The sequence below is a fragment of the Maribacter sp. IgM3_T14_3 genome (genome assembly GCF_049603095.1).
Lineage (GTDB): Bacteria > Bacteroidota > Bacteroidia > Flavobacteriales > Flavobacteriaceae > Maribacter.
The window spans coordinates 3,334,016-3,346,626 of the sequence record NZ_CP187138.1; the positions used below are offsets into that span (position 1 = coordinate 3,334,016).

Consider the following 12,611-nt stretch of genomic DNA (forward strand, 5'->3'; position numbering starts at 1 on the left):
TCTTTTGTATGAGTATTATACATACTTAGGTACAATTTTTGCCGTTATCACATGTGATAACGGTAATTCTAAATAGTTACAGAACACTATGCTTAAACAAATCACCGCTTTTATTCCATTGGTATTCGGTTTGGTCGCTTTGACCACAGCCCAAGAGTCTAAGATCTATACCCACGAACAGAAAGCATTTCAAGACGCGCTCGCGCTTTACAACAACGAACAATATCAAGCGGCACAGACCATTTTTGATAAGGTCAAAGTGTCTACAAAAGATGAGGAGACCGCTGCCAATAGTGCTTACTACGCTGCAAATGCGGCAGTACGCCTAAACCAAATGGGTGCAGACCGTTTGATGGAAGATTTTGTGGAAAAATACCCGACTTCTACCAAGCGTAATTCTGCCTTTGCCGATGTGGCAGAGTACTACTTTCAAACAGGTAAATATCCGTATGCATTAAAATGGTACGATAAGGTAGATCAAAAGTCGCTTTCTCGTGGCGAGATGGATAAGTTTAACTTCAATTATGGCTACTCTTTATTCTCATCACGTAAAACAAAAGAAGCAGAAAAGTACCTTGAAAAGGTAACGACTTCGCAGATTTACGGATCTCAGGCAAAATATTACTTAGGCTATATTTCATATCAAGAAGATGATTATGAAACGGCAAACCAACGTTTTGATCAAATTACAGATCAAGATCTGTTAGAAGAGAAATTGAGCTACTATCAAGCAGACATGAATTTTAAGTTGGGCAAATTCGATGAGGCAATTGCTTTGGCGAAAAAACAACTGCCTAAAGCGGATCGCAAAGAGGTTTCTGAATTGAACAAAATCATAGGGGAGAGTTATTTTAACTTAAAGCAATATGAAAATGCGATTCCGTATTTAACAGAATACAACGGTAAGGGTGGTAAATGGAGTAATACCGATTATTATTACTTAGGATATGCCTATTATAAAGGTGGCGATTATGCCAATGCCATTGCCCAATTCAATAAAATTATTGGAGGTACCAATAGCGTTGCACAAAATGCATATTATCATTTGGCAGAATGTTATTTGAAGTTGGATAAAAAGCAGGAAGCTTTAAATGCTTTCCGTAATGCTTCTCAAATGGACTATAGCGCCGAGATACAGAAAGATGCATTTTTGAATTATGCGCGTTTAAGTTACGAAGTCGGTAACGCCTATGAGCCAGTACCACAAGTAATTACCAATTATTTGAAAACATACCCAAAAGACACGCACCAAGATGAGATGCAGACTTTGCTGGTAGATTCATACATAACGTCAAAGAATTTCGCCGGAGCGATGAAGTTGCTTGAAGAGAATAAAAACTACGCAAGTAAATCGGTCTATCAAAAAGTGGCCTATTACAGAGGTATCGAGCTTTTTATGGAAGGTGATTATAATGCCGCTTCAGAGAATTTTGGCAAATCGTTGGGCAGTGCAGAAGATATGCTATTCAAAGCAAGAGCCAATTATTGGAAAGCGGAATCAGATTACCTGTCTAATCGCTTTGCCGAAGCTGTAAAAGGGTATACCGCATTTAAGAGTAATACATCGGCAAAAAATACAGAAATGTATGCAGATATTGATTACAACTTGGCATACGGGTATTTTAAACAGAAAGATTATAACAATGCCATTACCTTTTTCAACGCATTTACTGCCAACGGCAATGCAGAAGTAGAGAAGTTACATGATGGTTTGCTAAGGTTAGGTGATAGCTATTACGCAACCAGTAAATACTGGCCAGCTATCGAAACGTATAACAAAGCATTGGCATTAACAGGACCAGAGAAAGATTATGCATTCTACCAAAAAGCAATGAGCTATGGTTATGTGGATAGAGGTGCGAGCAAAATAGAAAACTTAGAAGAATTTGTAAACCAATACCCAAGATCAAGTTTTAAAGATGATGCTTTATTTGAATTAGGAAATACCTATGTTTCCCAAGGGCAAGAAAATAAAGGTCTCGAAGGTTACGATCGTTTAATCAGTGAGTATAGAGGTAGTTCATTGGTGCCACAAGCATTAATGAGACAGGGATTGGTAAATTATAATGCTGCTAGAAACGAAGCAGCTTTGGCTAAGTTTAAAACGGTTGTTCGCGATTTTCCAAAAACACAAGAGGCGATACAGGCGGTTGCCACGGCAAAATTGGTCTATGTAGATATGGGTAAGGTAAACGAATATGCAGAGTGGGTTCGCACGCTCGATTTTGTTGAGGTTACCGATGCTGAATTGGACAACGCCACTTTCGATGCTGCCCAAAAGCAGAATTTAGAAGGTAATGTTGATGCCGCGATTAAAGGATATAAAAATTACGTTCAACAATTCCCGACTGGGTTACATGCGGTCGATGCTAATTTTAGTTTAGCACAATTGTACTTTGGAAAAGGAGAAAAAGAATCGGCTTTACCATATTACAAGTATGTTGCCGATAGAAGCACTAGCGAATATGCAGAACAAGCATTAACGCGTGTTTGTGAGGTGTATATTTCTAAAGATGATTACGGTATTGCTTTACCATATTTGTTAAAATTAGAGAGTCAGGCGAACATTCAGCAGAACAGAACTTTTGCGCGCTCTAACTTAATGAAAGGGTATTACGGACAAAAGAATTATCCGAAGACCATAGAATACGCCGATAAGGTATTGGCAACTTCAAATATTGACAACAGAATTAAGAGCGATGCGCATATTATGATCGCTAGGTCGGCTATTGCAACTAATGATGAGGCTAAAGCGAAATCGGCATATGCACAGGTGTTACAAATTGCATCGGGCGCTACGGCTGCAGAAGCATTATACTATAACGCCTATTTTGAGCATAAAGAGGGGTCTTACGAGAACTCTAATATTGCTGTGCAAAAATTGGCTAAAGATTATGCGGCTTATAAAGAATGGGGTGGTAAAGGTTTAGTGTTGATGGCTAAAAACTATTATGCATTAAATGATGCTTACCAGGCAACATACATACTAGAAAGTGTAACTACCAATTTTAGTCAATACCCAGAAATTGTTGCAGAGGCAAGAACAGAGCTTGCAATCATTAAATCGAAAGAGGCGAAAAGTAACTCATCGGTTAATCCTAATTAAGAAATTCACGTACACCAGAAAAAGAACACCTATGTACAACAAAGATATATTTGCGCTTATATTTTTAACACTTGGCTTTCAGGTCGTTTTTGCTCAAGAAGAGGAAAAAGATTTGGGTACAGAAACCGTAACGGTTACTAAAGCATACACGCCAACTGTTTCAGATGCTTTTAAAATTAAGTCGGTTCCGAATATGAACGATTCTATCGTCTTACAGAAGAAACCTATTAACTATAGTATTTTTTCGGTACCTGTGGCATCTACATTTACACCGAACAAAGGCACGGCATCTAAGGTAGAAAGGCTGCCGCCACCAGTATTGTATAATTCGTATGCCTCTTTAGGCGCTGGATCTTATGGTAATGTGTTAGGTGAATTTTATACTAGTAGAACCATTAATAGAGATGAGAATTTTGATATTGGTTTTAACCATTTGTCTTCTCGTGGTGGTATTAATGGTGTAGAACTGAACGATACATTTTATGATACCAAATTAGATGCATCTTACGCGAAACGTGATCGAGATTTAGATTGGGGAGCTGCAATTGGGCTACAGCATCAATTATATAATTGGTACGGAGTAGAACCAGGTAGGTTTAGCGAAACGGAATTAAGCGGAATTAACGAACGCCAAAATTACTATATGGGCGAAGTAGGTGGTCATATTAATATAGAAGACGCTTACTTTAAAAGAGTCGATTTAAAATATCGTAGATTTTTTGATGCATTAAGCTCTGGTGAGAATAGAATTATTTTCAATTCAGGATTTGAGTTTCCTTTGAATGAAGAAGCTTTAAATGTTAAAGTAAAAGCTGATTATGTAGGGGGTAGTTTTACCAATAATTGGGGCGATGCCTCGGTAAATACTGTGCCAATTAATTATAGCCAATTACAAGCGGGTATTAATCCGTCTTTAAAAATGCTTCGTGATGACCTTTCATTAAACCTAGGCGTAAATTTAGTGTACGGTATGGATTTAGAGAATAGCGAAAGTAATTTTTATATCTACCCAGCGGTAACGGCATCTTATAGATTGTTAGATGAATCTGTAATTGCCTACGGGGGAGTAACAGGGGAATTGAAACAAAATTCTTATTACGATTATGTAGAGGCTAATCCGTTTGTGTCACCGACTTTGAACATAGCGCCGACCGATAGTCAATACAATGCCTATGTAGGTTTTAAAGGTCAGTTATTACCAAATTTGAGCTATAATCTAAAAGGTTCGTACGCTGCAGAGAATAGGAAGCCACTGTTTATATTGAATTCTGTGAACGATTCGCGAAGCGATTCTAACGGGTATTACCTAGGAAATTCGTTTCAAGTATTTTATGATGATATCAAGACCTTGGGTATTTTCGGAGAATTGAATATTGATGTAAACCGTAATTTTACTTTAGGTGTAAATGCTGAAATTTATGATTATAGTACCGAAACCGGTAACCCAGCGTGGAACTTGCCAAATTTAAAAGGATCACTGTTCATGGATTACCAAATAGGTGAAAAGTGGTATGCAGGTGTTAACCTATTTTATGTGGGTGAGCGAGAAGATTTCTTACCAACGGGTGTTCAAGCGGTTCCGGGTAATGGAATTCCTGCAACAATCATTACGTTAGACGGATTTTTCGATGCCAATGCGCATATCGGGTACCGCTACACAGATCAATGGTCTTTCTTTATAAAGGGAGCTAACCTTTCTAATAACGATTACCAACGTTGGGCAAATTTTCAAGTGCAAGGTATTCAAGTTTTAGGAGGCGCAACGTATAAGTTCGATTTCTAGAATACAGCTTAAACATATTTAAAATGCCCAAGTATTAGTTTCCTCTAATACTTGGGCATTTTTTTGGATTCTAATTTTAACATTTAAATCCAAACCCTCTTTAGTTTACTTCGTAGGTATGGTCGGTTCAACTAATTAAACCCAGAATATACTATGAGAAAATCTATAATTTATTTAGCAATTTTAGCGGGAGCATTATTTTTTGCCTCGTGTAGTGACGACGATGATGCCATGGTAGATGGTACGCCAGTAGCCACTTGTGATGACGGAGAGATGAATGGTGACGAGACCGGCATTGACTGTGGTGGTTCTATGTGCGAGCCATGCGGAGAAGGTATGACGGTTTTAGGTCGTCGAACAGATCTTTTTGTAACCAATAACGAAAACGGAAGTATTTCTAGATACAGTATAACCGGCGATTCTTTAGTTACCTTAATGACATCGACTACCGCTGCTGAAGGTATTTATTATGATGCCACCGCAGATGTAGTTTACCAAGCTTCTAGAAGTGCACTACAATTAGAAGCTTTCTCTAATGTAAGTACTGTAGTAAATGGAGCTGAAGTTTTAGCAGCCTTTACAGGTTCTGCAGATTTGGAGAGTCCGAGAGAATTAGCGGTAAACGGCAGTTCTTTTGTTGTCGCCGATAATGGTGCGAACAAATTCTTCGTGTATGATAACACAGGAAGCGGATTTACACTTACCAGTACAGTTGAGGTTCCTTTCCCAGTTTGGGGTATTACTTTTAAAGGCGATGATTTATATGCTGTAGTTGATACAACAGGAGATTTAGCGGTGTATTATGATTTTCTTTCTAACGCTGTAAACGGCATTTTAAGACCATCAAAAAGAGTAACTATTGAAGGTATTGTAAGAACACATGGTATTACTTATGATGGTGCTGATGATGTTATGGTATTGACCGATATCGGTGATGCTGCAGATGCAAATACCGATGGTGGTTTTCACATTATTTCTGATTTCTCTTCTAAATTCGATTCGTTGTCAGACGGCGAATTATTACCGATCGGTATGCAAGTAAGAGTCGCAGGTTCTTCGACCTTAATGGGTAACCCTATTGATGTTGCTTATGATTCTGAAACCAATACGGTGTATGTTTCTGAAATAGGAAACGGAAAAGTATTAGGATTCACTTCTATCGGTTCTGGTGGAAACTTAACTCCGTCTTTCAATAAAGATTTAGCAATGGCTTCATCTATTCAATTTAGTAGTGATGAAACCGATGGTAATACAGGCGATTCTAGCGATGCCAGAGCAACTAGACTTTATGTAACAAGCACTGCAAATGGTAATGTTAGTGTATACAATGGTACGGGAGTTTTGACGAAAACCATAGCTACAGGTTCAGATGCCACAGAAGGTATTTACTATAACGCAATGAACGATGCCTTAATACAAGCTTCTAGATCAGGTATGGCATTAGAATACTACGGTAGTTTCGCTGCTGTTACAGATTTAGCGAATATCGTTGCTGATTTTGCTGGTGGTGCCGAATTGGCTAGCCCTCGCGAGATTGCTGTTTTTGGTAACAAGGTGGTAGTTTCAAGTAATACAGAAAATAAGTTTTACGTATATGAATACAATGGTTCTAGCTTTAGTTTGTTAAATACTTTTGATGCTGGCTTTAACACATGGGGAATCACCTTTATGGGTAACACGTTATTAGCTGTTGTAGATTCTACAAGTGATTTGGCTGTGTATGATAATTTCTTAACTGCCTTTTCTGCGGATGGTGCGATTACACCAACTAAAAGAATTACAGTTGATGGTATTGTAAGAACTCATGGTATCGATTATAGCGAGGCAGATGACGTATTGGTAATGACCGATATAGGTGATGCTGCAGATGCAAATACGGATGGCGGCTTTCAAGTGACTCAAGATTTTGCTGGTAAATTGGCTGCTTTAGATAATGGCGGAACTTTAGCACTTTCTGATCAAACAAGAGTTGCGGGTTCATTGACCGAAATGGGTAACCCTATTGATGTAGCATATGACCACAAAACAAAAACAGTATTTATTGCAGAAATTGGTAATGGTAAAGTTCTAGCCTTTTCAGATGCATTGAATGCAAACGGTAACGTAGCACCAGCAATTAGTAATGATTTAATGTCTGCTGCTTCATTATACTTATATAACAACTAAAAAGATTAAGTTTAGGTTAGATTGTTTGGAGACAAAAATCCTTTCTCAGTAATGAGGAGGGATTTTTGCATTTAGGTCAGTAATACATTTTTATAAGTTTTCTGTACTTTAGAGATTCTGTATAAAGCACATGTCTACTAGAATATCACATTTTGGAACCTTAATTATAATGATACTCAGTATGCCTTATTTTGCAATTGGTCAAAATTTGGTACGTAACCCTAGCTTTGAGAAATTTATTGATTGCCCCGAAAAACTTGGTAATCTTGAAAATGATGTAATTGATTGGAACATGCCTACACTGGGCTCTACCGATTATTTCAACGGTTGTAGTATTGCCATGGGTACACCCGAGAATTTCAATGGCAAGCAACCTGCAGATTTCGGGGTGGGGTATGTTGGTTTCTACATGTACGCACCCAACGATTATCGAGAATATATTCAAGCAAGACTGAGTTCAACATTGAAAAAAGGTGAACGTTACGCTGTTTCATTCTATGTAAGTTTGGCAGAACGGTCAGATTTCGCGGTGAAAGAATTTGGCATCCGGTTTGCTGAGTTTCCGGTTGCTGTAGAAACTACCAAGGTGTTATCTGGTTTGCATTTCTCTAAGATGAAAGGTCAAATATCCGAAGAATTGGAAATATCCTATTCCAAATATTATTCCGATGAAATCAAATGGGTGAAACTGACCACAGAGTTTGAAGCCACTGGTACGGAAAATTACATGATCATCGGAAATTTTAAAAACAACAAACGGACACAGAAATATCAAACTAAAAGAAAAATCACCAAAGGTTCTTATTATTATTTGGATATGGTTTCAGTATCGAATGTAAAGTCAACATATCAAAACTCAGAGGTTATAGCACTTAAAGAATATAAATTGGATAGTGTGCACATATTTAAAAATGTCTATTTCAATTCTAATAAATCTAAAATAAGAGGGGACCACCAGCAAGAAATGGAGTCGCTGCTTTCTTATTTAAAAATGAATTTAAAAATAAATATTCAAATATTTGGGCATACCGATAGTGTTGGGTCAGATTCTTTTAATAATCGATTGTCTGCACGGCGAGCTTCAGAAGTGGTTGCTTATTTAACTGAAAACGGAATTCAAAAAAATAGAATTGCCGCTCAAGGCTTTGGTAGTTCAAAACCGATTTCTAGGAACAAAACAGAAGCCGGTAGATTTCTCAACCGGCGTGTAGAATTTATTTTAAGTAAAGCCGATTAGTAATCAGAATACTCGGTAGGGTATAGCAAATCTATATCTGCATGGCTAACCGTGTTCACGTATTTATCCATCACAGAAATTTCTTTCCATTTATCAGAATCAACAAAGTCTTTCCAAAGAGCATCACGTTTTTCCATATTCGTAAAAGTGGTCATATACATGAGGTTGGGCATTTTATCACCAGAGATGACATCGGCATAGAAAACGGCATTGAACCCTAAACTTTTAAATAGCTCTACTTCGCCACCTTCATTGAACATGTCTACCTTTCTATTGTACATGGCTTCTGTTGGGCCTTCGTAACTTCGTAACTCATACACTCTGTCAGCGCGTTCACCTTCTACTTCGCTAGGTTTCATTTTAGGCATATCTGGGAAAGCACGTAACAATATAGAACTTATTCTTTCATATGGTTTTTTATCATGTGTGGCATGTATATATGCAGCGCCAGCCGAAAGATGGGTTTTGTCTACCGCCAACATTGCTTCTAGCTTATCAAATTCAGCCAAAGATTGAAACGGGATCAATACATAAATTTTATCACTGACCTTAAACTTGTTTGGTCTCCCCTTAAAAACGCCTATATTTTCAATACCCATTCTTTTTAAGGCAGGCATGTAGGCATCTTTTAAATAGTCATCGACCATTTTTTCTTGGGTGTCATTTTTTATAGTGTATGTTTTTAGTTCGTAGTATTCTTTTTCTTGAGCATAACTAGAAAAAGAAGTAATTACCGCTAAAAAAATCAGTAGTAACGGAAGAGGAAATTTATTCTTCATGTGTTCTTATTTTTTTTCAATGAACAAGTTAATGATAAAATAAGTGGATGCTATACTTTACTTGTTCGCTTGTAAAATTTCGAGGGAATACACCTTTTAAAAAAACATGAATTAATACTTTTTGCAGGCAATTTATATTGAAGATTTAAAATGATTTATTTCACTCGAACACCGTTTATTCAGTCCAAGTTTTTTGTTCATTAGTTCTATAAAAGCTGATAATCGACAGTAAAAAAATCATTTTTAACTTTATCGGTTAACATCTTGCTATTCAAGTAGAAATCAAATTACCTTTACATAAAACACTACAAAATGGATTTGAATTTAGCAGTATTAATAGATGGCGATAATATACCATCTGCCTATGTAAAGGAAATGATGGAGGAGATTGCTAAATATGGTAACCCTACCATAAAACGTATTTATGGAGATTGGACCAACCCGCGTTTAGGGAAATGGAAAAATGTACTGCTTGAAAATGCCATTACACCTATTCAGCAATACGGGTATACACAAGGTAAAAATGCAACCGATTCTGCCATGATTATCGATGCTATGGATGTTTTGTATGCTGGCAAGGTTAACGGATTCTGTATTGTTAGTAGTGATAGCGATTTCACACGTTTAGCTACACGATTAAGAGAAGCAGGTATGCAGGTATTTGGTATTGGTGAACGTAAAACTCCTAATCCGTTTATTGTAGCTTGTGATAAATTCATTTATATAGAAATTCTTAAGGGTAGATCAGAAGAAGAAACTTCAGATGCTACAGACAAAACTCCGGCAGAAAAGAATACGGTCGATAAGATTACGCCTAAAGCATTACGTTTTATTTCAACGACTATCGATGATGTTGCCGATGATGATGGTTGGGCTTTTTTGGGCGATGTTGGTAGCTTATTACAAAAGAAACAACCTAATTTCGATTCTCGTAATTACGGATTTCAAAAACTGACTCCACTAATCAATTCCATTCCTCATTTCGAGATTGAAAGAAGAGAAGATTCTAAGGGGCGTAAAAAACTGATTTACGTAAAAATTAAGGAGAAGGCGAATTCCAAATCCAAAAAGTAAACGGTTTCTAAAATTCCGTATAATAGACTTCATTCCATAGTATCAGTTTTTGTATTTTTCAGTACAAATTCTAATACTATGATTCGTACACTTTGGCTTTTATTATTCGTTGCTGTTATTACTTCATGTAAAGAATCTTCAAAAGAAGAACAGATCGCCACAACGAAACCTATTGCTGAGGTTTTTACTGAGTTTTATGAGTTTAAGAAAAGCATCAACCCCATAGAGGCTACTAAAGCTGGCTTTTCAGAATATAATGATACTATAGCCGATTACATTTCTGATGATTATATTTTACATCTAAAAGATCGATACTCTTATTTTTTAGATGAATTAAGTAAATACGATTCCACGAACGTTAGTGCAGCAGATTATACGAGCATGCGCGTTATGCAGTGGGATTGTACTGTGAAGTTAGAAGGTGTAATGAACCCCATAGTAACGGTTGCTTCCCCAATCTACGATTTGCCAAGTTTTGAGTTAATGCCACTTTTTCAAATACAATCTTTGCATTTATATGTTGCCCAGTTAGCAGGTGGCACAAGTGTACAGCCGTTTAAGAGCATTGAAGCTTATAATAATTGGTTAAGTAGGTTAGAAGATTATTTAATGTTCTTAGATACGTCTATTGAGAAGATGAAAATAGGTATGGACAAAGGTGTAGTGTTACCAAAAGTACTAACCTTAAAAATGCTACCACAGATTCAATCGTTTATAGATGTTCCGCTTGAAGAAAATCTGTTTTACCAGCCGATAATGAATTTCCCCGATGGCTTGTCTGATGTTGATATGGATATTCTTCAAAGTAATTATGAAGATCTTATTCAAGAAAAACTGACGCCTAAATATGTAGAATTAAATCAATTCTTGACCGAGGGGTATTTACCGGCTTGTAGAGATACAGAAGGACTATTAGACCTGCCAAATGGAAAAGAAACGTATCAATATTTAATAAAATTGCATACGACTACTAACATGACCGCAGATGAAATTCATGAATTGGGCTTGTCTGAAGTGGCTCGTATTTCTAAAGAAATGGAAGCAGTTAAAAATGAAATAGGGTTTAAAGGAGACTTGAAATCATTCTTTAATTCTCTACGTAATAAAAAAGAACTGATGCCTTTTTCAAAACCAGAAGAAGTAATTGAAAGTTTTAATGTTATTAATGAACGTATTGCTTTACGAATAGATTCTTTATTTGCGTTAACACCCAAAGCAGGTTTTAATGTGCGTAGAACCGAAGCATTTAGAGAAGCATCGGCAAGTGCAGAATATGTACCAGGGTCGAAAGATGGGTCTAGAGCGGGAATTTTCTATGTTCCGATTCCTGATGTGAAGAGTTATAACATGGTGCATGATGAAGCTTTGTTTTTGCATGAAGCTATACCTGGGCATCACTTTCAATTAAGTCTACAGCAAGAGAATAAGAATCTTCCTGAGTTTTTACATCCTGAAAGTATGGGTGTTTTTGTAGAAGGATGGGCGTTATATGCAGAATCTTTAGGAAAAGAATTGGGAATTTACACAGATCCATACCAATATTTTGGAATGTTGAGTATGGAGATGCATAGAGCAATTCGCCTAGTAGTAGACACAGGTATTCATGCAAAAGGTTGGAGCAGAGAAAAAGCGATTCAATACTCTTTAGATAACGAGGCAGAATCTGAAGAAAGTATAATTGCTGAAATAGAGCGTTATATGGCAACCCCAGGTCAAGCGCTATCGTATAAAATTGGTCAGTTAAAAATTCGAGAACTAAGAACGCAGGCAGAAAAAGCCTTAGGTGATAAATTTGATATTAGAGAATTTCATAGTCAAATTTTAGACTCAGGTAGTTTACCTTTGGTACTATTAGAAGAAAAAATAACGAGTTGGATTGTAGCGAAAAAGAAATTATAGTAGTAAAAACCTTACAATTTGTAAAATAATTTTATCTTAGTATCGTTACTAATGCATATAAAACAATACTTTATAAAATGAGCACTAACCATGTTTTAATAAAAATTGTCTTATTTACAAATGTTCTATTTATGAATTCGTTTATCGAAAATCGTTCGATAAATTCATCATATGATGTAGTAGAACAGGAGCAAATAATTGATGAAAATCCTGTTTTGGGTGTTTGGGAATTTTTAATGCCTGAGGCTGATGCACCTTATAGAAAGGGGCGAATATTTATTTCAAAACCAAATGATGACTACCAAGTTGTAATTAGCTTAAAAACGGGGTCATTAAATGGTCAAGATATAAAGGTTGATAATAATCGCATCAATTTTAATATTAATAAAGAAGGTATAGATCGTATTTCTTTTGTTCTTGAAGTAGAAGGAGATAAGATGATTGGAGAATCTTATTCTGAAAGTGGCTCAAACGAAGTTTTAGCTAAGCGACAAATACCTGTAGAATAAAGATTTAAATCTTTCCAAAAAAATACTTAGTTTTCAGTAATTATTTAAAAAGGCACTT

At 36.5% G+C, this 12,611-nt stretch carries 8 protein-coding genes; 7 read left to right on the plus strand and 1 reads right to left on the minus strand.

Annotated elements, in window-relative coordinates:
- Positions 1–88: 88 nt before the first annotated feature.
- The 4 genes from ACPF9A_RS14930 (at position 89) to ACPF9A_RS14945 (ending at position 8,292) form a co-directional block, all read left to right on the plus strand.
- Positions 89–3,106: a tetratricopeptide repeat protein gene (locus tag ACPF9A_RS14930; protein WP_423998226.1), complete on the plus strand. Its 3,018-nt coding sequence runs from the start codon at positions 89–91 to the stop codon at positions 3,104–3,106.
- Positions 3,107–3,137: 31 nt separating this feature from the next.
- The gene (locus ACPF9A_RS14935; protein WP_423998228.1) at positions 3,138–4,889 is read left to right on the plus strand and encodes a TonB-dependent receptor; all 1,752 of its coding nucleotides are present in this window, start codon (positions 3,138–3,140) and stop codon (positions 4,887–4,889) included.
- A 153-nt stretch (positions 4,890–5,042) separates the two neighbouring features.
- Positions 5,043–7,055, plus strand: coding sequence for a hypothetical protein (locus tag ACPF9A_RS14940; RefSeq protein ID WP_423998230.1), 2,013 nt, complete (start codon positions 5,043–5,045; stop codon positions 7,053–7,055).
- Positions 7,056–7,185: 130 nt separating this feature from the next.
- Positions 7,186–8,292 (plus strand): OmpA family protein, encoded by a 1,107-nt coding sequence (locus ACPF9A_RS14945; RefSeq protein WP_423998232.1) that lies wholly within the window; start codon positions 7,186–7,188, stop codon positions 8,290–8,292.
- On the opposite strand, the gene ACPF9A_RS14950 is transcribed toward ACPF9A_RS14945, so the two are convergent.
- Positions 8,289–9,071, minus strand: coding sequence for an NIPSNAP family protein (locus ACPF9A_RS14950; RefSeq protein ID WP_423998234.1), 783 nt, complete (start codon positions 9,069–9,071; stop codon positions 8,289–8,291). The two genes, ACPF9A_RS14945 and ACPF9A_RS14950, sit on opposite strands and share 4 nt — an antisense overlap.
- Positions 9,072–9,383: 312 nt before the next feature.
- Here ACPF9A_RS14950 and ACPF9A_RS14955 point away from each other — a divergent pair, with 312 nt between their 5' ends.
- The 3 genes from ACPF9A_RS14955 to ACPF9A_RS14965 all read left to right on the plus strand — a co-directional run bounded on the left by ACPF9A_RS14955 (position 9,384) and on the right by ACPF9A_RS14965 (position 12,553).
- Positions 9,384–10,145, plus strand: coding sequence for an NYN domain-containing protein (locus ACPF9A_RS14955; protein WP_073242809.1), 762 nt, complete (start codon positions 9,384–9,386; stop codon positions 10,143–10,145).
- A 78-nt stretch (positions 10,146–10,223) separates the two neighbouring features.
- Positions 10,224–12,044 (plus strand): DUF885 domain-containing protein, encoded by a 1,821-nt coding sequence (locus ACPF9A_RS14960; protein WP_423998236.1) that lies wholly within the window; start codon positions 10,224–10,226, stop codon positions 12,042–12,044.
- 77 nt (positions 12,045–12,121) lie between these two features.
- Positions 12,122–12,553, plus strand: a complete 432-nt coding sequence (locus tag ACPF9A_RS14965) for a hypothetical protein (protein ID WP_423998237.1) — start codon at positions 12,122–12,124, stop codon at positions 12,551–12,553.
- Positions 12,554–12,611: the final 58 nt, after the last annotated feature.

What these genes read in the sequence shown, in the direction of transcription:
- ACPF9A_RS14930 (WP_423998226.1), top strand. Translation starts at nt 89, where the DNA reads ATGCTTAAACAAATCACCGCTTTTATTCCATTGGTATTCGGTTTGGTC.
- ACPF9A_RS14935 (WP_423998228.1), top strand. Translation starts at nt 3,138, where the DNA reads ATGTACAACAAAGATATATTTGCGCTTATATTTTTAACACTTGGCTTT.
- ACPF9A_RS14940 (WP_423998230.1), top strand. Translation starts at nt 5,043, where the DNA reads ATGAGAAAATCTATAATTTATTTAGCAATTTTAGCGGGAGCATTATTT.
- ACPF9A_RS14945 (WP_423998232.1), top strand. Translation starts at nt 7,186, where the DNA reads ATGTCTACTAGAATATCACATTTTGGAACCTTAATTATAATGATACTC.
- ACPF9A_RS14950 (WP_423998234.1), bottom strand. Translation starts at nt 9,071, where the DNA reads ATGAAGAATAAATTTCCTCTTCCGTTACTACTGATTTTTTTAGCGGTA.
- ACPF9A_RS14955 (WP_073242809.1), top strand. Translation starts at nt 9,384, where the DNA reads ATGGATTTGAATTTAGCAGTATTAATAGATGGCGATAATATACCATCT.
- ACPF9A_RS14960 (WP_423998236.1), top strand. Translation starts at nt 10,224, where the DNA reads ATGATTCGTACACTTTGGCTTTTATTATTCGTTGCTGTTATTACTTCA.
- ACPF9A_RS14965 (WP_423998237.1), top strand. Translation starts at nt 12,122, where the DNA reads ATGAGCACTAACCATGTTTTAATAAAAATTGTCTTATTTACAAATGTT.